Origin of the sequence: Enterovibrio qingdaonensis (genome assembly GCF_028683135.1) — a bacterium.
Classification (GTDB): Bacteria; Pseudomonadota; Gammaproteobacteria; order Enterobacterales; family Vibrionaceae; genus Enterovibrio; species Enterovibrio qingdaonensis.
In genome coordinates, this window is the sequence record NZ_JAJUBB010000008.1 from 159,434 (window position 1) to 182,125 (window position 22,692).

Annotated in this window: 17 protein-coding genes; 10 read left to right on the forward strand and 7 right to left on the reverse strand. The window is 49.5% G+C overall.

What is annotated here, in order from left to right; translation table 11 throughout:
• Window positions 1–70: 70 nt before the first annotated feature.
• Window positions 71–2,266, reverse strand: coding sequence for a primosomal protein N' (gene priA / locus LRP49_RS13050; RefSeq protein WP_274142721.1), 2,196 nt, complete (start codon window positions 2,264–2,266; stop codon window positions 71–73).
• 246 nt (window positions 2,267–2,512) lie between these two features.
• Here priA and rpmE point away from each other — a divergent pair, with 246 nt between their 5' ends.
• Window positions 2,513–2,725, forward strand: a complete 213-nt coding sequence (gene rpmE / locus LRP49_RS13055; protein ID WP_274142723.1) for a 50S ribosomal protein L31 — start codon at window positions 2,513–2,515, stop codon at window positions 2,723–2,725.
• A gap of 599 nt (window positions 2,726–3,324) precedes the next feature.
• The gene (locus tag LRP49_RS13060; protein ID WP_274142724.1) at window positions 3,325–4,575 is read left to right on the forward strand and encodes a malic enzyme-like NAD(P)-binding protein; all 1,251 of its coding nucleotides are present in this window, start codon (window positions 3,325–3,327) and stop codon (window positions 4,573–4,575) included.
• 69 nt (window positions 4,576–4,644) lie between these two features.
• Here the strand turns inward: LRP49_RS13060 and metJ are convergent, their stop codons facing one another.
• Complete coding sequence (gene metJ, locus LRP49_RS13065; protein ID WP_067412787.1) at window positions 4,645–4,962, reverse strand: met regulon transcriptional regulator MetJ; 318 nt, start codon at window positions 4,960–4,962, stop codon at window positions 4,645–4,647.
• 209 nt (window positions 4,963–5,171) lie between these two features.
• Here metJ and LRP49_RS13070 point away from each other — a divergent pair, with 209 nt between their 5' ends.
• From LRP49_RS13070 to metF, 3 genes are all read left to right on the forward strand, one after another.
• Entirely contained in the window at window positions 5,172–6,338 is a 1,167-nt protein-coding gene (locus LRP49_RS13070; protein ID WP_274142727.1) for an O-succinylhomoserine (thiol)-lyase, read from the forward strand.
• Window positions 6,335–8,779 carry a bifunctional aspartate kinase/homoserine dehydrogenase II gene (locus LRP49_RS13075; RefSeq protein WP_274142729.1) on the forward strand — a complete coding sequence of 815 codons (2,445 nt, stop codon included), beginning with the start codon at window positions 6,335–6,337 and terminating at the stop codon, window positions 8,777–8,779. The genes LRP49_RS13070 and LRP49_RS13075 overlap by 4 nt, the downstream gene beginning before the upstream one ends.
• A gap of 203 nt (window positions 8,780–8,982) precedes the next feature.
• On the forward strand, window positions 8,983–9,873 hold the full coding sequence (gene metF, locus LRP49_RS13080) for a methylenetetrahydrofolate reductase (protein ID WP_274142731.1): 891 nt from the start codon (window positions 8,983–8,985) through the stop codon (window positions 9,871–9,873).
• 46 nt (window positions 9,874–9,919) lie between these two features.
• On the opposite strand, the gene LRP49_RS13085 is transcribed toward metF, so the two are convergent.
• Both LRP49_RS13085 and ppc read right to left on the reverse strand, forming a co-directional pair.
• On the reverse strand, window positions 9,920–10,492 hold the full coding sequence (locus LRP49_RS13085) for a PadR family transcriptional regulator (protein ID WP_274142733.1): 573 nt from the start codon (window positions 10,490–10,492) through the stop codon (window positions 9,920–9,922).
• Between the two features lie 339 nt (window positions 10,493–10,831).
• Entirely contained in the window at window positions 10,832–13,462 is a 2,631-nt protein-coding gene (ppc, locus tag LRP49_RS13090) for a phosphoenolpyruvate carboxylase (RefSeq protein WP_274142735.1), read from the reverse strand.
• 471 nt (window positions 13,463–13,933) lie between these two features.
• Here ppc and argC point away from each other — a divergent pair, with 471 nt between their 5' ends.
• The 4 genes from argC (at window position 13,934) to argH (ending at window position 18,924) form a co-directional block, all read left to right on the forward strand.
• Entirely contained in the window at window positions 13,934–14,941 is a 1,008-nt protein-coding gene (argC, locus tag LRP49_RS13095) for an N-acetyl-gamma-glutamyl-phosphate reductase (protein WP_274142737.1), read from the forward strand.
• 10 nt (window positions 14,942–14,951) lie between these two features.
• A complete protein-coding gene (argB, locus tag LRP49_RS13100) occupies window positions 14,952–15,731 on the forward strand; it encodes an acetylglutamate kinase (RefSeq protein ID WP_274142739.1) in 780 nt (259 codons plus the stop codon).
• Between the two features lie 62 nt (window positions 15,732–15,793).
• The gene (locus LRP49_RS13105; protein ID WP_274142741.1) at window positions 15,794–17,005 is read left to right on the forward strand and encodes an argininosuccinate synthase; all 1,212 of its coding nucleotides are present in this window, start codon (window positions 15,794–15,796) and stop codon (window positions 17,003–17,005) included.
• A 41-nt stretch (window positions 17,006–17,046) separates the two neighbouring features.
• Window positions 17,047–18,924 carry an argininosuccinate lyase gene (gene argH / locus LRP49_RS13110; RefSeq protein ID WP_274142743.1) on the forward strand — a complete coding sequence of 626 codons (1,878 nt, stop codon included), beginning with the start codon at window positions 17,047–17,049 and terminating at the stop codon, window positions 18,922–18,924.
• Between the two features lie 31 nt (window positions 18,925–18,955).
• On the opposite strand, the gene LRP49_RS13115 is transcribed toward argH, so the two are convergent.
• From LRP49_RS13115 to LRP49_RS13125, 3 genes are all read right to left on the reverse strand, one after another.
• Window positions 18,956–19,228 (reverse strand): DUF3624 domain-containing protein, encoded by a 273-nt coding sequence (locus LRP49_RS13115; protein ID WP_274142744.1) that lies wholly within the window; start codon window positions 19,226–19,228, stop codon window positions 18,956–18,958.
• Window positions 19,229–19,347: 119 nt separating this feature from the next.
• Window positions 19,348–20,799 (reverse strand): dihydrolipoyl dehydrogenase, encoded by a 1,452-nt coding sequence (locus tag LRP49_RS13120; RefSeq protein WP_274142746.1) that lies wholly within the window; start codon window positions 20,797–20,799, stop codon window positions 19,348–19,350.
• 105 nt (window positions 20,800–20,904) lie between these two features.
• Complete coding sequence (locus tag LRP49_RS13125; protein ID WP_274142748.1) at window positions 20,905–21,636, reverse strand: glutathione peroxidase; 732 nt, start codon at window positions 21,634–21,636, stop codon at window positions 20,905–20,907.
• Between the two features lie 148 nt (window positions 21,637–21,784).
• Between LRP49_RS13125 and oxyR the strand changes: the two genes are divergently transcribed.
• On the forward strand, window positions 21,785–22,690 hold the full coding sequence (gene oxyR / locus LRP49_RS13130) for a DNA-binding transcriptional regulator OxyR (RefSeq protein WP_274142750.1): 906 nt from the start codon (window positions 21,785–21,787) through the stop codon (window positions 22,688–22,690).
• The last annotated feature ends 2 nt before the right edge of the window (window positions 22,691–22,692 follow it).

A 22,692-nucleotide genomic window follows, 5' to 3' on the forward strand; every position in this document is an offset into this window, starting at 1 on the left:
AAACATGGTCATGTTAACAGTTATTTCAAGAATACCGTGATGTCGATCGGTTTAGTTGAATGAAATTTGCTCAGCTCATGTCTTGAGGTTCGATATCGAGAGACCAGCGTACTTTTTTAGACAGCGGTAACTGACGAATGGCTGGCAAGGCAATTGACAATCGTTGTTGCAAAATCCGGCGATTCGGGGCTTGGTAAATCAACTGCCAACGATAACGGCCAGAACGTCGATGCAAAGGTGCCGGAGCTGGGCCCATGACGGCACACTCATCATTGTCTAGTGGACTGGCCTCAAATACCGTTCGAGCTTGATAGAGAAACTGTTCAACCATCTCGCTCTGGTGGCCCTCTGCGCGAATAAGCGCAAAGAAGCTGTATGGTGGCAATTGAGCCTGTTTTCGCTCCAATAAGGCAGCGCGCGCAAAGCTGTCATAACCTTGACGCGTAAGCGATTGCAGCAGCGCATGCTCGGGGTGATGTGTTTGTAGCAACACAAAGCCAGGTTTGCTTGCACGGCCTGCGCGGCCAGCAACTTGCACAAACAACTGTGCCAGTCGCTCTGGCGCGCGAAAGTCGTTACTGAATAACGCACTGTCGACATCGACCAAGGCAACCAGAGTTACATCCGGGAAGTGGTGGCCTTTTGCCAGCATCTGAGTACCGATAAGAATTTGATACTCTTTGTTGTGAATGGCATTGAGGTAGCTTTCCAGTGCCCCTTTGCGTCGAGTGTTATCCCGGTCGATACGAATGGTTTTGAATTCAGGGAATAGCGTTGTCAGTTGTGACTCTAACTGCTCAGTCCCTACGCCAACACTGATAAGTTGGGTAGAGCCGCATCCGCCACATTGATGTGGGATAGGGCGCTGAGAGCCACAGTGGTGGCAGCGCAATTCGCCGCTTTGTTGGTGCAGTGTGAAGTAAGCGTCGCATCGCTTACATTCGGCTAACCAACCGCACTCGTGACACATCAAAGCCGGGGCATAACCGCGTCGATTTAAAAACAACATTACCTGATTGCCGTCATTGAGGTGCTTTCGCATCTCCGCAATTAATGGGGCAGACAGGCCAGCTTCTAGGTAAAGGCCACGAATATCGAGTATGCCATGTTTAGCTTTGACAGCATTACCCGCTCGCTTAGACAGGGTGAGGTGATGATATTTGCCCGTCGTGGCGTTATGCAGGCTTTCTAGAGACGGTGTGGCTGAGCCCAAAATGACAGGGATATTTTCTTCGTGCGCACGCATGACCGCGAGGTCTCGTGCGTGATAGCGGAATGAATCTTGTTGTTTGTACGAGGCGTCGTGCTCTTCATCAACAATAATGATGCCAAGCGATTGGCATGGTGAGAAGAGTGCAGAGCGCGTGCCGATAATAATGGCCGCTTCATTGTCTCTAGCTGCAAGCCAGGCGTTTAAACGTTCGGTATCGTTAAGGCCAGAGTGAAGCACTTCAACGGGCACATTGAATCGGCGTTTAAAGCGGTTAATGGTTTGCGGTGTCAGGCCTATTTCGGGTACGAGGATCAATGCTTGTTGTCCACGTGCAAGGACGGGCTCCAACAGGTTCAGATACACCTCGGTTTTACCGGACCCCGTGACCCCCTCAATCAGATAGCAACCGAACTCAGGGTTGGCATTGATAGTGGCAACGGCCATCGCTTGCTCATGATTGAGCGTCGGTTTGTCCTCAATGACGTCGTAGTGGCGTCGCCAAGGCTCAGACGGATGATCCACGCTCGCAGCAACCCAACCTTTTTCTTCGACGGTTTTAAGGATAGGGGCCGTGACTTCTTGTTCCAATAAATCACTGTGATTCATTGCGCCTGCACGAAGTAATTGAAGAACACGTGCCTGCTTTGGTGCGCGTGTGAGCGCGGAAAGAGGCTGTTCACGCCCTGAATCGGTCAAAGACCACTGTTTTTCTCGTTCGCGAAGCGCGGGCTTTCCTTTTCTAAGGTGGCCGGGCATGACGGTTGCGAGTGCGTCACCTAATGGGTACTGATAATAACGACTCGCCCAGTTCAATAGCTTATATAAGGAGGGACGCCAAAGAGGCGCAGTATCCAAGACGGTATTGATAGGTTTAATTTGGTCGAGTGGAAATTCAGAGGTGCTGACTAACGCGGTGACAATCCCCACTTTATATTGCTTACCAAATGGCACACGCACGCGACCACCCACAACTGGGATATCATTCGTGATGCGATAGTCGAACGTCTTGTGCAGTGGTACAGGCAGGGCAACCTGCGCAATGGTAGGGGTCATTCAGTGCGCACACATTGATTAAAGTGGATAGCCGACAGTGTACCTATGACGAGCAAGAGCGAAAAGCTCACAGCGAAAAATTCTTGCGTGACGAGTAGATAGCAAGCGGTGAAAATGAGTTGAACAAAAAAGTTGCGATTCGCGGTCACCTTGATTAGAATTTCGCGCCTTACAATTGTTTGTTAACGACGTGTGGTGCCCGATAGGCTCGGGAGAGCGACACGGCCTTTATTAGAGGTTATCCCTATGAAAGCTGGTATCCATCCAGAATACAAAGCTGTAACAGCAAAATGCTCTTGCGGCAACACTTTTGAATTCCGTACTACTCTAGGTAAAGACATCAACCTGGACGTATGTGACAAGTGTCACCCATTCTACACTGGTACTCAACGTGTTGTTGACACCGGTGGCCGTGTTGACCGCTTCAACAAGCGTTTCGGCATGCTGGCTAGCAAGTAATCTTGCCAGAATCCAAAAAAAGGGGTGCGAAAGCACCCCTTTTTTTTATGCCGTACAGCTAGTAAGACCTTTTACATGGTTCAGTATAGGTAGACTATTACGCTTATACCAATCGAATGAAACAGTAAGCCGTTGAACACGCTGAAAGTGCTATTTCTCTTTCCACTACAGCAGTCTCTTGTTTGTCGGCAGAATATGCCTAGAAGTGCACGATTTCAGTGGCCTGATATTCCACTGGGTCATATATTCTGGGTTTTTTATTCCAATTGGTATTATCCATGTGAATGGCTGGTTCATTTAACCTCACTGCGTTAACATCTCGTCATTCCTTTTTATACTTAAGCACCTTCGAGTTGCTTGGGTATATACCGCCTATGCTTGACCTCTAAGCGTCATAGTCAGTGTGTACACTTACCGTGTTATTTGTCAGCTAAACTCAAAGAATTAGCGGCACAATACTTAGATACAGTCGGGCGTTCTGCGGTGTTGAAATGCACTCTTTGGCATTTCCAATAAACAGCTGTTTGTCCTTTTTCGCTTGCACGTTAGGAAGCAGCAAGGTTACTTCGCCAATAACAAATAAAGTCAGGAACACATACATGTCTGAAGACAAGCGCCAACAGGCACTGGACTACCATGCTTACCCAGTGCCAGGCAAAATTTCTGTAGAACTAACAAAACCCGCGGATACCGTTGAAGATCTTGCATTGGCATATAGCCCAGGTGTGGCAGAGCCAGTGCGTGAAATTGCGCAAGATGCAGATAACGTTTACAAATACACCGCAAAAGGCAACATGGTTGCTGTTATCTCTAACGGTACGGCTATTTTGGGACTGGGTAACCTTGGTCCACTGGCCTCTAAGCCTGTCATGGAAGGCAAAGCTTTGCTGTTCAAGCGTTTTGCTGGTTTGGACTCTATCGACATCGAAGTGAAACACCGCACGATTGAAGAGTTTGTTGATACCGTCGCGAACATCTCTGACACCTTTGGTGGGATCAACCTCGAAGACATTAAAGCACCAGATTGCTTTGAAATTGAAAAGCAACTTATTGAGCGTTGCCATGTGCCTGTCTTCCACGACGACCAACACGGTACAGCGATTGTGACAGCGGCAGGTATGCTAAATGCGTTGGAGCTGCAAGGTAAGGCCATTAACGAGGCTGTGATTGTATGCTTGGGCGCCGGCGCGGCAGCGGTTGCGTGTATGGAACTGCTGATCAAATGCGGTGCGCAGCGTGAGAAAATCTACATGCTGGATCGTAAAGGTGTGATCCATACTCGCCGTGATGACATCAACGAATATAAGCAACTGTTCGCGAACAATACCGACAAGCGTACACTTGAAGATGTGATTGAAGGGGCTGACATCTTTTTGGGTGTATCTGGCCCAGACTTGTTGCCGCCAGACGCATTGAAGTTGATGGCAGACAACCCCATTGTGTTTGCGTGTTCTAACCCAGACCCAGAAATCAAACCGGAACTTGCACACCAAGTGCGTGACGACCTGATCATGGGTACCGGCCGTTCAGATTATCCGAACCAGGTAAACAACGTGTTGTGTTTTCCGTTTATCTTCCGTGGTGCGCTGGATGTCCGAGCGAGTCGAATCAATGACGAGATGAAACTGGCAGCGGTTGAAGCAATTCGCTTATTGGCCAAAGAGCCTGTGCCCGCTGAAGTCCTGAAAGCTGCCCGAGTGGATTCACTGACGTTTGGTAAAGACTACATCATTCCAAAACCGATGGACCCGCGTCTTTTGCCACGTGTAGCAAAAGCCGTTGCGGACGCTGCTGTAGAATCTGGTGTGGCGCGGATTGAAATGCCGGAAAACTACATGGAAGGTAAGTAAACCTTCTGTTAGGCGAGATAAAGAAAAACCAGCCATTTGGCTGGTTTTTTTGTCTCTGCGCTGACGAAGTTAATATTCTTCTTCGTTAAACTCTATACCGAGTTCTTTCATAATGCGCTTCGCTTCCACAGGCACGCTGTCTGCTTTGTCCTTGCGAATATCATCATCCGTTGGCAGTGGCTGGCCGGTATATGCGTGTAAAAACGCTTCACACAGCAGTTCACTGTTGGTGGCGTGGCGCAGGTTATTTACCTGACGGCGAGTACGCTCATCGGTTAAGATTTTAAGCACTTTCAGCGGGATAGAAACGGTGATTTTCTTTACCTGCTCTTTCTTTTTTCCGTGCTCAGCGTACGGGTTAATGTATTCGCCATTCCAGTCTGCCATTGGTCACCTTCTTAGCAGGTTATTTATACAAGTTGCTGTTAAGGCGGGAAACAACTCGCCCAAGTTGGATGAAGTTCAAATTCTAGCGATATCGACCGCTATATGTAAAGACATATAGACGTCCAGAAGGATTGACGTCTCATTGTTTAATGGTTAAGGTTGGGGTTATTCTGCTCGAAATACGAACATCTAAGACAGGGAAGCACGCAATGAGTGACAAGAAGTCAGCAACCATCGCAGTACGTACAGGTATCACCACCGACTCACAACATCATGCCGTGGTTCCACCTATTTATCTATCTACAAATTACGAATTTCCTGAGTTTGGTGAAGTACCTACCTACGATTATGCCCGAGGTGGTAACCCAACGCGCAGCCTGCTTGAGAATGCACTTTCAGAACTAGAGCATGGTGCGGGTGCTGTGGTCACCAATTGTGGTATGTCTGCCATCAATCTTCTGCTGTCGTTGCTTTCACCTGACGATCTGATCATTGCGCCGCACGATTGCTACGGCGGGACTTACCGTTTGTTTGACTCTCGTGCGAAGAAAGGTGCATTTAAGGTGGAGTTTGTCGATCAGGCAGACTGTGACGCATTGGCGCTTGCGTTAGAGAAGAAACCTAAACTGGTGTGGATTGAGACGCCGTCGAATCCCCTGCTTCGTGTGGTTGATATTGCCGAAATCTGTCAGAAAGCTCACGCAGTGGGTGCCAAGGTGGGCGTGGACAATACCTTTTTGTCACCCGCACTTCAGCAGCCAATAACATTGGGTGCTGATTTTGTCGTCCATTCGACCACAAAATTTATTAATGGCCATTCAGATACGGTTGGCGGTGTTGTGGTTGCCAAAGATGCTGAGCTTGCTGATGAGCTCAAATGGTGGGGGAATTGCATTGGTGCGACCGGAAACGCGTTTGACAGCTACATGACCCTGCGTGGATTACGCACATTGAATGCCCGAATGCGCCAGCATGAAGAAAACAGCGCGGCTGTTTTGGATTACCTAAAGCAAGAGCCGTTGGTCGATGTCATTTACCATCCGGCATTGCCAACGCACCCAGGTCATGAGATAGCGAAGAAACAACAGTCAGGTTTCGGTGGAATGTTGAGCTTTGAGCTTAAAGGTGGTGAAAGAGAGCTGAAACTTTTCCTGACCTCACTTAAGCTATTCTCTTTGGCCGAATCATTGGGCGGTGTGGAGAGCTTAGTGACTCACCCAGGCTCGATGACCCATCGTGCCATGTCTGACGAAGCACAAGCGGAAGCGGGGATTGCCGCGACGCTATTGCGTTTGTCTATTGGTCTGGAGGATCATAGTGATCTGGTCGCAGACCTAAAATATGCATTTGATATAGTAAGAGAGAGCCAGCAATGAGCGCGGTTGAAGTAGTATCCCCTCAGCAGTTGCATTCCCGTCAGTTACATAAGTTCGGCGGCAGTAGCCTTGCCGATCCAGATTGTTTTCGCCGCGTGGCAAAAATTTTGGAGCAGTACAGTGGTGCGACTGACATCATTGTGGTGTCAGCAGCAGGCAAAACCACAAACAGACTGATTGAATGGCTATCTCTGCTTAGTCAGGATGGTCGCCTTGCTCATGAGAGCTTCCAGAACCTGCGTAAGTACCAGCAAGATCTGATCGAGAACTTGATTGAGGGAGATCAGAAGCAAGACTTGGTGGACTTGCTATACAACGATTTCAGTGAAATGGCCAAAGTGTCAGAGAGCCCGCTCTCTGAAGCCCAACGAGCTTGGGTTCAGGGTTTCGGAGAAATCTGGTCTGCACGTCTTTTATCTTCCCTGTTGACGCAGCTAAACCTGCCGGCCGTGAAACTGGATTCGCGTTCGTTTTTGCGTGCGGAACGTGGTGCTCAACCTGAGGTGGATCGTGCCAGTTCATGGCCACTCCTTAAAGAACAACTTATTCAGCACACGCAGCGACGTGTCGTGATCACAGGCTTCATGGCACAGAACAAAACCGGTGAAACCGTGCTGCTAGGACGCAACGGCTCTGACTATTCCGCCACTATTATAGGGGCGTTAGCAGACGTTTCACGCGTAACCATTTGGAGTGATGTCGCTGGCGTTTACAGTGCAGATCCCCGCGTAGTAATAGATTCTTGTTTGCTGCCGTTGCTGCGTCTTGATGAAGCGGCGGAGTTAGCTCGCCTTGCCGCACCTGTGCTGCACACTCGTACACTTCAGCCTGTTGCACAAAGTAATATCGACTTGAATCTCCGTTGCAGCTATGACCCTGAGTCGGGGTCGACACGCATTGAGCGTGTGCTGGCATCTGGCCGTGGCGCGAAGATCATCACGTCACTCAATGATGTTTGCGTATTGCAGTTAGATATTCCTCGCTCACATGACTTTGCCGCGGCGCAACGTGATGTAGAAAGTCTGCTAAGTAAGAAACAAATTCAGCCGCTTGCCGCGTCCTCCAGTGCAGATCAGCACCGTATTCAGTTGGCCTACACAGCAGAAGTCGTGAACAGCGTATTGGAACAAATACAAGACGCAGGGATTCCGGCAGATATTCGTTTGCGTGAAGGCTTCAGTATGGTTGCAGCCGTCGGTGCTGGCGTGACAGCGAATCCTGTGCATTGTCACGGCTTCTATCAGCAATTGCGCGGTCAACCGATGGAATTCATCTGTGAGTCATCTAATGGCCTCAGCATCGCTGCCTTGCTTCGTAAAGCCAACACCTCTTCACTGGTTGCTGATATTCACCGCCAATTGTTTCAGGCTCAACGTCGCATCGGTCTGGTATTGCTTGGGAAAGGCAATATCGGTAGTCGCTGGTTGTCGCTATTCAACGAGCAAAAGGCGGCATTGGAAAAACGCCATGGCATGAATTTTGAACTGATTTCAGTTCAGGACAGTGATGCGCAATGGGTCGATTTTTCGGGCATCGATAGCTCAGTTGTCATGGAAAAATTTGCTGAAAAAGCGACGGCATACAAAGAGTCTGAATGGATTGGGCGCCTGCTTAATCATCCGTTTGATGACATCGTGGTATTGGATGTGACGGCCAGTACGCCGCTGGCAGCGCAGTATACCGAACTGGCAGAACATGGCTTTCACCTGATCTCAGCGAATAAAGTGGCAGGTTCTGCGAGCGCGGAGTTATACCATCAAGTTCAAGATGCGTTTTCTAAAACAGGCCGTTATTGGCTTTACAACGCGACGGTCGGTGCAGGACTGCCTATTAACCATACCGTACGTGATCTTCGCGAAAGCGGTGACCAAATTATGGCATTGTCAGGCATTTTCTCTGGCACGTTGTCATGGCTGTTTCAGCAATTTAATGGTGAAGTGAAATTTAGCGAGCTTCTCGAACAGGCATGGCAGCAAGGACTGACTGAGCCTGATCCGCGTGAAGATTTGAGCGGCGCAGACGTGATGCGTAAGCTGGTCATTCTCGCTCGCGAATCGGGCCTTATTCTGGAACCTGAGCAGGTTCAAGTACAGTCATTGGTGCCTGAGGAATTATCGACCTTGTCGTTAGATGGCTTCCTCGACCAGAGCAAAAAGCTTGATGAAGTGCTTGAAGATTGGCTCGAGAGAGCGAAAAAAGAACAAGGGGTATTGCGTTACGTTGCGCGCTTGACGCGTGAAGGTAAAGCGCGGGTAGGTATTGAAGTATTGCAAGAAGAGCACCCACTCGCGAATTTGCTGCCATGTGACAATATCTTTGCCATTGAAAGCCAGTGGTACCGTGAAAATCCCTTGGTGATCCGCGGACCTGGAGCAGGACGAGATGTTACGGCGGGCGCATTGCTTTCTGATTTGAATCGCATTGCCTCACTGCTGAAATAGCAGAAATACCGAGCGAGAAAAAGCGGGACGATGAGTCCCGCTTTTTTTGTATGTGAAGAATTCACATAAAGAACATGAAGAAAATTCACGTTAACCAAGTTGACTTTGATTTGTTCGCAATTCATTATTTGGACATATAGACGGCTAGACGTGCTGTCTGAAAAAGGAATTTTTCGGCGAGGATGCCGAGGTAGGGAGACATTATGGGTTATTCACACGCGAGCCATTTGGACGCACTCAATCAAAACCTTTCAGATCTGAATGGCGACATCAACGTGTCATTCGAATTCTTCCCGCCGAGCACCGAGTCGATGGAGCAAACGTTGTGGGCGTCGGTTCAACGCTTGAAAACCCTGCAACCTAAGTTTGTGTCTGTGACCTACGGGGCGAACTCTGGCGAGCGTGATCGTACCCATTCCATCGTTAAGAGCATCAAGCAGGAAACAGGCATTGAAGCAGCCCCGCATTTGACCTGTATCGATGCCACGCGCGATGAACTGAAAGTTATTGCCCGAGACTACTGGGAAAGCGGAATACGCCATATCGTCGCGCTGCGTGGCGATTTACCTGAACAAAGCAAAAAGCCGGATATGTATGCCTCTGATCTGGTGGCACTGTTAAAAGGCGAAGCCGATTTCGACATCTCTGTGGCGGCATACCCTGAAGTGCACCCAGAAGCAAAAAGTGCTCAGGCAGATCTGATTAACTTGAAGCGAAAAGTAGACGCTGGGGCTAACCGCGCCATCACCCAGTTCTTTTTTGATGTAGAAAGCTACCTGCGCTTTCGTGACCGCTGTGTGGCGGCAGGTATTGATGTGGAAATCATTCCGGGGATTTTGCCCGTATCAAACTTCAAACAGGCATCGAAGTTCGCCAAGATGACCAATGTTCGAATCCCGCATTGGATGAATAAGCAATATGATGGGTTGGAAGAGGATCCGGTGACGCGCCAAATGGTAGGTGCAAGCAATGCCATTGATATGGTGCGCGTACTAAGCCGTGAAGGCGTAAAGGACTTTCACTTCTATACGCTAAACCGTGCTGAGTTGACGTATGCGTTGTGCCACACGCTAGGCATTCGCCCATCGCTTTAACGTTGCAGAGATAAAAGGAAAAGCCGTCATTACGACGGCTTTTTCATTATCGGGAAGCGACGCGAGGAAAGCGTTGTTCACTTTCCATCATGTTTAATTGCATCAAAACTTCTTCTGCCCATGTCAGCCAAGCTTCTTTTTGCAAGATGTTGCGTCGCAATGTCAGACGCTCAAGGCGGCCTTCACGGGTCAGAATGGCAGATTCGCTGTACTGACTTCGCTCGACATCACGATGTTGGCTCAGTTCAATGCGCGCTTCATCCATCAAGGCGTGCATGTGCTCTATCATCGGCGTAGCTTCGAAGATGCTGCATGTGAGAAGTTTTGCAGAAATCTCATCACGGTCGGTGGGGTGCTTGGCTGGCAGTAAAAACCATTCATAGAGGCTTTGTCTGCCAATCTCAGTAATGGAATAGACTTTACGGTCCGGTTTTCCATCTTGAGGTTCCAGTCGACAACTAACCGCGCCTTGATCGGCAAGCTTATTCAATTCTCGATAAACTTGTTGATGACTGGCTTTCCAAAAGTGTCCGATAGCGTTAGAAAACTCTTTGGTTATATCGTAACCCGTTGCGTCTCGGTGGCTAAGCACCGTCAAAATTACGTGTGGTAGTGACATCTCTTCTATCCAAAATCGTAAAAGGCGATCCGTTGCCCGGGGATGTCGCTCTGCGGCGAGTATTTTGTTCCACTGCTCAGGGAGGATCGACACGCCGTTACCTATTGAGCGTTAACCATGCCAACAAACACCTAATCTTAAGGTGCAAAGGGTTAACGTAATGAATAACAAAGCGATTAGTTATATTCGATGCTGTCTGCTCAAAGTGGCATAGCCAGCTTAATGTTGCAGAACAACATATTAATAACATTATCAATGCAACCACAATTGAAAAAGCATTAAAGAGACAAAAAAGGCCGCAACATGGCGACCTTTCTTATTTTTGAACCGATTTCTCACTTATCCGGTGTTACGCATACCTGCTGCAATACCCGCAATTGTCACCATCAATGCATCATCAAGCGGTGTATGCTCTTCTTCTGACGCACGAGTACGGTGAAGTAGCTCAGCTTGTAGCATGTTGAGAGGCTCAACATAGATATTACGTAGACGAATGGCTTCGGCACCCCACGGGTTTTGTTCCATCAGGTGATCGCTATTTTCGACCATTAGCACCGCTTTGATGTCCTGTGCCAGGCGTGTGCGAAGTTGCTCACCCAACGGCCATAACTCTTCGGCAACCAGTTGCTCGTCATAGTATTTAGAAATCGAGGCATTGGACTTGATGTAAACCATTTCAAGCATGCCCAGACGGGTAGAGAAGAATGGCCATTCACGGCACATCTCTTCCAATTGCTTCAGGTGACCGTGGTCAATAGAGAATTGGATTGCCTGACCTGCACCCAGCCATGCTGGCAGTAGAAGACGGTTTTGACTCCATGCGAAAATCCATGGGATAGCACGTAGGCTTTCTACGCCGCCATTTGGGTTTCGCTTCGATGGACGAGAGCCCAATGGCAGTTTACCCAGTTCCAATTCAGGGGTAGCTGAACGGAAGTACGGCACGAAGTCTTTATTGCCGCGCACAATGTCGCGGTAGGCTTCGCAAGACACTTCGCTCAACGTTTCCATCAGATCGCGCCATTCTTGTTTTGGCTCTGGTGGCGGTAACAGGTTCGCTTCCAAAATCGCACTGGCGTATAGGTTGAGGCTATTGATGGCCACATCTGGCAAGCCGAGCTTAAAGCGGATCATTTCACCTTGCTCTGTCACACGCAGGCCACCTTTCAGGCTGCGAGGTGGCTGAGAAAGTAATGCTGCGTGTGCTGGTGCACCACCGCGACCAATGGAACCGCCACGGCCATGGAACAGCACCAGATCCACACCTTGTTCTTCACAAAGACCTACCAGTGATTCCATTGCTTGATACTGTGCCCAGCCTGCTGCCATAACGCCAGCATCTTTCGCCGAGTCAGAGTAACCAATCATGACCATTTGGAAGTTCTGAATGAAGCCACGGTACCAGTCGATGTTCAGCAATTGGCGGATAACGGCTTCTGCGTTGTTCAAATCATCAAGTGTTTCGAACAGTGGACATACGTCCATGCGGAACGGACAGCCCGCTTCTTTAAGAAGCAGGTGCACTGCCAGAACATCGGACGCTGTGCGTGCCATAGAGATGACATAAGCACCGAGGGCTTCACGTGGCTGCTCTGCCACAATACGACAAGTATCCAGGACTTCCTGAACCTCATCAGACGGCTCCCAATCACGTGGCAATAGCGGACGTTTTGAGCTCAGCTCACGGATAAGGAACGCTTGCTTGTCTTGCTCACTCCATTGGCCGTAATCGCCCATGCCTAGAGTACGAGTGACTTCTGATAGCACATTCGCGTGGCGAGTGCTCTCCTGACGGATATCCAGTTTAATCAGGTTCACGCCGAAGGTGCGAATGCGTCGCAGGGTATCGAGCAGCAAGCCATCTGCGATGATGCCCATGCCGCACTCATGCAGAGATTGGTAACACGCATGCAGCGGTGTCCAGAGTTGGTCTGCATGGGTCAGAATATCTTTGTTATCTGCACGTTGGCCTTTGATTTTTTCATCGAGGTAATCCAACGTGTTGTTCAGTGTTTTACGCAGTGATTTTAATATCGCACGGTAAGGTTCGTGTTCATCACCAGCCATGGCGCGCACAACGTCATTACAGCGCGTCATTGAAAGTTCACTGATAAGCTCTTGCAGATCGCCAAGGTAGAGGTCGGCGGCTTTCCAGCGAGAAAGCAGCAGCACTTCGCGTGTAACGTCAGACGTCACGAATGGGTTACCGTCACGGTCACCACCCATCCAGCTTGAAATCTGAATTGGAGCCGCTTCAATCGGCAGACCACGGCCTAAATGGTGGTTCAGCTTTTGATCGAATTGGCGCAGGAATTCAGGGACGGCTTGCCATAAGCTGTTTTCAATAACCGCATATCCCCACTTCGCCTCATCTAATGGGCTAGGGCGCTGTTGGCGGATAACGTCTGAATGCCATGCTTGCGCGATGAGCTGCTCAAGTCGAAGCTCAGCTTTGCTTCGCTCACTTGTAGACAGGTCGCTAAGCTCCAGCTTCGACAGGCATTTGTTGATTTGAACGAGCTTATGAATGGTGGTACGACGCGCAATTTCTGTTGGGTGCGCAGTCAAAACAAGCTCGATTTTTAGATCGTTTACGGCTTTATCTGTGTCTGTCGGCGAAACATCGTTTCCTTTCAGACGCATAAACAAATCGTCTATCGAGTCAGGGTTACACACAGACTCTTCGCAGTGGCGAGATACAGAGTGGTATTGCTCGGCGATATTGGTCAGATTCAAAAACTGACTGAATGCACGTGCAACCGGTAACATCTGGTCATTTGGCAGGTTTTGCAGGACATCGATCAATTTCTCATGATCGTCTTTATTGCCTGCTGAAGCAGATTTAGAGAGCTTACGGATCTCTTCTACTTTCGCCAGTAATGCGTCACCATGGGCATCTTTAATCGTGTTACCCAGCAAGTGACCTAGCATACTGACATTACTCTTCAGAGCGTCGTACTTGTCATTCATAATGCGTCCGTTTCGTAACTTTGTTACATCCAAATTGCAATCTTAACGGCTCAATCTAGCCAATTACTGCCCCTTTGGTCAATCGTCCTTGTAGATATAGTTTTGTAATTTCGCTCGCATCCCTTGATAGCACTGGTGTAGGGCGGGATGTAACAAAATTACAATGTATCACGTTACCTTACCCCTTTTTATAAGGTGTCAGTACTGCGTCGGTTTATTTTGTCTTTGTTATTGACATTAGTCATTTATAACGTTAAAAAACACATATAAATTCATTTTATATGAATAAAAATAAAAAATAGCTCATGGAAGCAGAGAGCAGGTACGATATCAAGATGGACACGTTTTCAACATCCCTTCATCAACGACGACGCCGACGTTAATCATTAACGTTGGGTATTTCGTGCCCTCCCGCAGCTGAGCAAGCTGAATGCATCATCATTCACCATTGAACAATAAAACGGATTTTTCATGCTAAAGACAGTGATCGTCGGTGCCAGTGGCTATACAGGTGCTGAGCTGACCAAAATGGTTCATCTTCATCCTGAGCTTGTATTGAGTGGATTGTATGTGTCTGAAAACAGTGCAGATGCAAACACACCCATCAGTGATCTTCATGGCTCCCTAAAAGGACTGGTCGATCTCCCGCTTCAACCCCTTAAAGACATCGCTTCTGTTGCCAAATCAGCGGACGTGGTGTTTTTGGCAACCGCTCATGAAGTGAGCCACGATATTGCACCGACGTTTTTAGCCGAAGGTTGTAAAGTGTTTGACCTGTCAGGTGCATTCCGCGTTCAGTCTGACAGCTTCTACACCGACTACTACGGCTTTGCGCATCAACATGGCGAGTGGCTTGAAAAAGCGGTTTACGGTCTTGCAGAGTGGAATGATAAGGCGATTGCTACCGCAGACTTGATTGCGGTTCCTGGCTGTTATCCAACCGCGTCACAGTTAGCACTGAAACCTCTCATTGATGCTGGCTTGCTTGATCTTAACCAATGGCCCGTCATTAATGCAGTGAGCGGCGTATCAGGTGCTGGACGCAAAGCGTCGATGACCAACAGCTTTTGCGAAGTCAGCCTTCATGCTTACGGTGTATTCACGCATCGTCATCAACCAGAAATCGCCGCGCATTTGGGCTGCGATGTCATTTTCACCCCGCACCTTGGCAATTTCAAACGTGGCATTCTCGCGACCATTACGGCCAAGCTAGCCGATGACGTAGATGTCGATCAGGTGACAGATGTACTCACTGCAGCATACGCAGATAAGGTATTCGTCCGCCCATTAGGCGCAGGGCAAAGTGCCAAACTGCAATCGGTGCAAAACACGGGCTTTTGCGACATCGGCTGGTCTGTAAGCGGCCAGCACATCATTTTAACCTCAGCAATTGATAACCTGCTTAAAGGTGCTGCAAGCCAAGCGATGCAGTGCGTGAACATCCGTTTCGGTTTCCCTGTTTTAACGGCCATTGTGTAGGAGTGTGTTCATGAGTTTACGTCCTTTAGTCGTCAAGTTGGGTGGTGCAGCCCTCTCTTGCACAGAAACACTGGAAAAACTGTTCAGTGCGGTTAGCGAATATAAAGATTCGGCGCATCGAGAATTAGTGATTGTTCACGGTGGTGGCTATTTAGTTGACGACCTGATGAAAGCGTTGAACCTAAACGTCGAGAAAAAACAGGGGCTGCGCGTCACGCCAAAAGATCAAATCAATGTGGTTGCGGGCGCGTTAGCAGGTACAGCGAACAAGCTACTGCAAGGCGAAGCAATCAAAAGTGGTATCAACGCAGTCGGCCTGAGCCTTGCGGACGGTGGCCTTTGCAAGGTTGAACAGCTTGACCCTGTATTGGGCAATGTAGGTAAAGCCTCTCCGGGGGATTCTGCGGTACTGCAAGCCATATTGGCAACAGGCGCAGTGCCAATCATCAGCTCTATCGGTATCGATGGTGAAGGTGAGTTGATGAACGTGAATGCTGATCAAGCTGCCGTGGCAGTGGCAGCAGCACTAGACGCTGAGTTGGTTCTGCTCTCCGATGTGAGCGGGGTTTTAAATGGTAAAGGTAAACTGATGCCAACGCTGGATGAAAAGCTGGCGAAAGAATTGATTGAAAGCGGCGTGATCACTGACGGCATGATCGTCAAAGTGAATGCGGCGTTTGATGCGGCGAAAGCCTTAGGAAGACCGATTGAAGTGGCGACGTGGCGTTACCCTGACAAGCTCGCGGAGCTTTTTAGCGGCGGCAACATCGGCACACGTTTTACCGTTTAATTGAATTTTATAGTCGTTACCGCCTGTACTGACCGTCAGAGCGGTGAACAAGGAGAAGTGACATGAGCGATATCAAAAAGGTAGTACTTGCATACTCTGGCGGTCTGGATACGTCGGCGATCATTCCATGGCTGAAAGAAAACTATGACTGTGAAGTTGTGGCATTCGTGGCGGATGTAGGCCAGGGCGAAGAAGAGTTGGTCGGCATTGAAGAAAAAGCGATCGCATCAGGTGCGTCGGCATGTTACATCGCTGACCTGAAAGATGAGCTGGTGGCTGATTACATCTATCCAAGCCTGAAAACCGGTGCAGTGTACGAAGGCAAATACCTGTTGGGTACGTCAATGGCGCGTCCAATTATCGCAAAAGCGCAAGTGGAATGCGCGCTGGAAGTCGGTGCAGATGCGCTGTGTCACGGCTGTACCGGCAAAGGTAACGACCAAGTGCGTTTCGAAAGCGCGTTCGCAGCATTGGCACCGCAACTGAAAGTGATTGCACCTTGGCGTGAGTGGGATCTTCGCTCTCGTGAAGCACTGCTGGACTACTTGGCGGAGCGCAACATTCCATGTACGGCAAGCCTTGAGAAAATCTACAGCCGTGATGCAAACGCTTGGCATATTTCTACTGAAGGCGGTGTACTGGAAGATACATGGAACGCACCAAACGACTTGTGTTGGGTGTGGACGGTCGATCCTGAGCAAGCACCTGACCAATCAGAAACCGTTTCTTTACTGGTTGAGAAAGGCGAAGTCGTTGCTGTTGACGGCGAGCGCATGACGCCGTACCAAGTGCTGACCACGCTGAATGAAAAAGGCGCGCGTCACGGTGTTGGCCGTATCGATATCGTTGAAAACCGTCTGGTGGGCATGAAATCTCGTGGCTGTTATGAAACGCCAGGGGGCACCATCATGATGGAAGCTTTGCGCGGTGTTGAGCAGCTTGTGTTGGACAAGGATTGCTTTGAGTTCCGTGAAGAGCTGGGTCTGAAAGCGTCTCACCTTATTTATGATGGCCGTTGGTTCACGCCACTGTGTAAATCGATTCTTGCGGCTGCGGACACAATTGCAGAAGCGGTCACCGGTGAAGTAGTAGTGAAACTGTACAAAGGACACGCTACAGTAGTGCAGAAGCGCTCGATCAACAGCCTGTACTCGGAAGAGTTTGCGACATTCGGTGAAGATGAAGTGTATGACCAAAGCCATGCTGGTGGCTTCATCCGCCTCTACTCGCTGTCGAGCCGTATTCGCGCGCTGAACGAGAAAAAACAAAAATAGACAGCAGCTTGGAAGCAATAGAGTTTTAAGGAGAAGTACATATGGCGTTATGGGGCGGAAGGTTTAGTCAGGCAGCTGATACACGTTTTAAGCAGTTCAACGATTCGCTGCGTTTTGACTATCGCCTCGCGGAGCAGGACATTGTCGGTTCAATTGCATGGTCTAAAGCCCTGCGTTCCGTCGGTGTGCTGAGTGAGCAAGAGCAACAGCGTTTAGAGCTTGCGCTCAACGAAATCAAGCTGGCTGTGATGGAAGATCCAGAGCAGATCCTGCGCTCCGACGCCGAAGACATTCATAGCTGGGTGGAGCAGCAACTGATCGCCAAAGTTGGCGATTTGGGTAAAAAGCTGCACACCGGTCGTTCGCGTAACGATCAGGTCGCGACAGACCTAAAGTTGTGGTGTCGTCAGCAAGGCCAACAACTTCTCCTTGCACTCGACAAGCTGCAAAACCAAATGGTTCAGGTGGCGGCAGAAAACCAAACCACGGTGCTGCCGGGTTATACCCACCTTCAGCGTGCTCAGCCAGTGACGTTTGCGCACTGGTGCTTGGCGTACGTTGAAATGTTTGAACGTGATTATTCTCGTTTGAATGATGCACTGAGCCGACTCGATACGTGCCCGTTAGGCTCTGGTGCTTTGGCTGGTACGGCGTACCCGATTGACCGTGAAGCTCTGGCGCATAGCTTGGGTTTCCGTCGTGCAACCCGCAACAGCTTGGATTCAGTGTCCGACCGTGACCATGTGATGGAGCTGATGTCTGTTGCCTCAGTATCCATGCTGCACCTTTCTCGCATGGCAGAAGATCTGATTTTCTACAACTCAGGTGAATCAGGGTTTGTTGAGCTGGCGGATACGGTGACATCCGGCTCCTCGCTCATGCCACAAAAGAAAAACCCAGATGCACTGGAGCTTATTCGTGGTAAGACAGGCCGTGTTTACGGTGCCATGTCGGCGATGATGATGACAGTGAAAGCACTTCCTCTTGCCTATAACAAGGACATGCAGGAAGACAAAGAAGGTCTGTTCGACGCGCTGGATACCTGGTTTGACTGTATTGAAATGGCTGCACTTTGTTTTGATGGTATCAAGATAAACAAAGCGCGTACGCTGGAAGCGGCGATGCAAGGCTACTCGAATGCCACTGAACTTGCTGATTACCTTGTAGCTAAGGGTATTCCGTTCCGTGAAGCGCACCATATCGTGGGTGTTGCGGTGGTTGCTGCGATAGAAAAAGGCTGCGCGCTCGAAGAGATGTCGCTGGAAGAGATGAAGCAATTCTCTTCTGTGATAGATGAAGACGTGTATCCAATATTGACGATTGAGTCTTGTCTTGAAAAACGCTGTGCCCTCGGCGGAGTCGCCCCCAATCAGGTGGAGTACGCGATCAGTCAGGCTGAGAAGCGTCTAGAAAAACGTTACTCTCCGAGAGTGAAAGTGCGTGGTGCTCGCTTGACGGATCTCGATGCGATTGAAGGCATGGTGGTGTACTGGGCCGGTCTTGGTGAAAACCTGCCACGTGAGCGCAACGAATTGGTGCGTGATATTGGCTCATTTGCAGTAGCAGAACACCAAGGTGAAGTCACAGGTTGTGCCTCGCTATACGTATACGACTCCGGTTTAGCCGAAGTGCGTTCTCTGGGTGTGGAAGCCGGTTGGCAAGGTCAAGGGCAGGGCAGTGCAATTGTTGAGCACCTGCTGAAAAAAGCGCAGAACATGGCCATTAAGAAAGTGTTTGTGCTGACGCGTGTGCCGGAATTTTTTATGCAGCAAGGCTTTATTCCGACCTCTAAGTCACTGTTGCCTGAGAAGGTGATGAAAGACTGTGAGCGTTGTCCACGCTTACACGCGTGTGACGAAGTGGCGTTGGAGTTCACGTTTGATCAAGACAGATTGATTGCCAAGGTCAACGTGGCGTAAAGACAAGCCACATAAAAGACTCTCGATATTGCTAAGAACCGACCTCTGGTCGGTTTTTTTTCGTCTCAGGTAACGGCTTTCTAAACGGCATAAGCACGAGATGGAGAGATAGCAAGAGCGCGCTGGCACCGGCGGCAAAGAGCAAGGAAATGGACTCGATAGACTTAGGCGTGTCACTGAATCCGACAAACCAAAGTGGCCAAAGGATGACATTCATGACGGCAAGCTGAACCATACAGCGCTTACAACGGCCAAGCTTGGCGCGAAGGGAAAGGGAGGCATCTTTGCAAAAACGGCAGCTCATTGTTTCTCAGTCAGTTATTGAGTTACTACGATGAGCCTACAAAGAAAAAAGCCCTCCGTAAAGGAGGGCAAAGTGCAAGAGTTAAGGGGATTAACTGTTTGTGGAAAGTAATTATGGGATTAACAGCCTGGTCCACAATCCAGACAGTGTTTAATCATTTCAGGACCGAGGTGCAGTTTTGCATTCAGGTCACGCAGTGCCGTGCGGACACCTTCTTCGATAACCGGATGGTAGAACGGCATGTCCAGCATCTGTGAAATCGTCATCTGGTTTTGGTGTGCCCAAGCCAGCAGGTGCGCCAAGTGCTCAGCGTTTGGCCCCATCATTTCTGCGCCAAGGAAGCGGCCAGTGCCTTGCTCGCCATAGACGTGCAGAACACCTTTATTACGCAACATCACACGTGAGCGGCCTTGGTTTTCAAAAGACACCATGCCCGTTTCGAAACAGCCACAGGTGCCTAGGCGTGCGGTAATTTCTTTGTAGGTTTCACCGACCATCGCGATTTGTGGATCGGAGAACACGGCAGAAATCTTGCTGCGGCGAAGGCCTGCGCGGATATCTGGGAAACGACCTGCGTTATCACCTGCAATGCGACCTTGGTCCGCGGCCTCATGAAGAAGCGGGATTTGGTTGCTTGCGTCACCCGCGATAAAGATCGACGCGACAGACGTTTGCATGGTGTACGGGTCAGCCGTTGGTACGCCGCGGGCATCCAATTCCATACCTGTGTTTTCGATATCCAGTTTGTCGACGTTTGGACGACGACCAGTCGCGGCCAGCACATAATCGACTGCGATACGCTGGGTTTCACCTTGCTTGTCGAGGTAGCGGATATGGACTTTGTCGCCCTCACGCACCATCTCTTCGACTTTTGCATCCGCGTCCAGATAGAACTCTTCATTAAACGCTTTATCGGCGTAGGCCATGACAGTAGGGTCGGTGAGTGGGCCAACTTGACCACCAACACCAAACATCTTCACTTTAACGCCTAAGCGATGTAAAGATTGGCCAAGCTCAAGGCCGATAACACCTGGGCCGAATACAGCAACAGACTCAGGTAGGTCATCCCACTCGAACACATCATCGTTAATGATTAGTCGGTCACCCAAATCATTCCAAGGTGCTGGCCATGTAGGACGAGAACCGGTTGCGATAACAATGCGCTTTGCTTCAATACGAGTATGGTCATCAACCATCAGCGTGTTGTCATCAAGGAATTTTGCGTAGCCTGACACTTTGTCTTCTGCAGGAATTTCTTCAACGCCTTCAAGAACAAAACCAACGAAACGGTCACGTTCGCGTTTTACGCGGTCCATGACTTCACGACCGTTGATCTTGATGTCGCCTTGAGGGTAAACACCAAAGCCTGGTGCTTTCTCAATGTGGTGGACAGCTTCTGCTGCAGCAATCAATAGCTTTGATGGCATACAACCAACGCGTGCACAGGTTGTACCGTATGGGCCGCCTTCGACAATCACGACATTGTCTGCGTGAGCTTTTGCGGCACGATAGGCACCCAGACCTGCTGTACCACCACCGATTACGGCTACATCAACGTTCAAGGTTTTCATTGTTCTTCTCCAGATAAATCTCATTCCAGAAGGCGCGAAAAAGCGAAGCGAAATAAAGTGAAACGGTTTAAATGATTAGGGCAGCTTGCGCTGCCCTATTGATGATTATGCGAAGTAAGCTTCTAGCTCGTCGCTGCCACCAATGTGCTTACCGCCGATGAACACTTGAGGTACTGTTGCACGACCGCTTACAGCGCGCAGGCTAACAGTGGTTGCATCTTGGCCAAGTACAATCTCTTCAAACTGTAGCTTGTTGTCGATCAGCGTTTGTTTCGCTTTCGCACAGAACGGACAACCTGGTTTGCTGAATACCGTAATTGATTCTTGCAGTTTGTGCTCTGGTGCTACGTAAGCCAGCATGGTGTCTGCATCAGAAACTTTGAACGGGTCGCCCGGCTCGTTTGGCTCGATGAACATTTTCTCTACCACGCCGTCTTTCACCAGCATGCTGTAACGCCATGAACGTTCGCCGAAGCCCAAGTCATCTTTCGCTACTGCCATACCCATGCCACGAGTGAACTCTGCGTTACCGTCTGGGATGAAGGTGATGTTTTCAGCTTCTTGGTCGGCTTTCCACGCGTTCATTACGAAGGTGTCGTTTACCGATACACACAGAATGTCGTCAACGCCGTGCTCTTTAAATACTGAATGCAGTTCGTTGTAACGTGGCAGGTGCGTTGAGGAACACGTTGGTGTAAATGCACCTGGCAAGCTGAATACGACGACTGTTTTACCAGCAAATAGCTCATCTGTGGTCACGTTAACCCATGCATCACCCTGACGTGTTGGGAATGTAACGCTTGGTACTTTTTGACCTTCTTTAGTAATAAATTCCATGGTAATACCCCTTAAATGATTTCTTTGTTTTCAGTTCTTTAATCCGGCGTTCCCGGTTGATGTGTGTATATTAGTGCCATTCGGGTGGATAGATCTAATTGATTGGGTTTATCATTTCGATAAGCAAAACCTATCGAAGGGGTATAGTGTGAACATTCGTGATCTTGAGTATCTGGTTGCCCTCTCTGAGCACCAGCACTTTCGTAAAGCCGCAGAGGCCTGTTTTGTAAGCCAGCCAACGCTGAGTGGACAAATCCGTAAGCTGGAAGACGAGTTGGGCGTGGTGTTGCTGGAGCGTACAAGTCGCAAAGTACTATTCACGGATGCAGGGATGCAGCTTGTCAGGCAGGCGCAGAAAATCTTAATGGAAGTAAAAGTGCTGGAAGAAATGGCAAGCCAGCAAGGCGAAGAAATGTCAGGTCCTTTGCACGTCGGCTTTATTCCGACTGTTGGGCCATACTTGCTGCCCCACATAGTGCCGGCCATCAAAGAAGCGTTCCCAGAGCTTGAGCTGTTCTTGCATGAAGCGCAGACGCACCAACTGGTACAACAGTTGGAAGAGGGTAAGCTTGATTGCATGATTCTGGCGACGGTGAAAGAGACGGAGCATTTTATCGAAATGCCGCTCTACTACGAGCCGATGATCCTCGCCGTTCCAGAAAATCATCGTTGGTCCAAAGAGAAAGAAGTGTCAATGGACTCGCTTCAAGGTGAAACGTTATTAATGCTCGCGGACGGTCACTGTCTTCGCGATCAAGCCATGGGGTTCTGCTTCGCTGCTGGTGCCAATGAAGACTCTCGCTTTCGTGCAACCAGTTTAGAAACGCTGCGCAATATGGTGGCGGCAGAAACCGGAATCACCTTGCTGCCTAAACTCTCGGTGCCGAAAAGTATGCATCGAGATGGTGTGGTGTATATCAAAGCGGTTGATCCAGAGCCCCAAAGACTCATCACATTGGATTACCGACCAGGTTCGCCATTGCGTGCACGCTATGAGAAGCTGGCTGGGGTAATCGCTACGGCGATGAAAGCGACCTGTAACGCAGTGGAGTAATT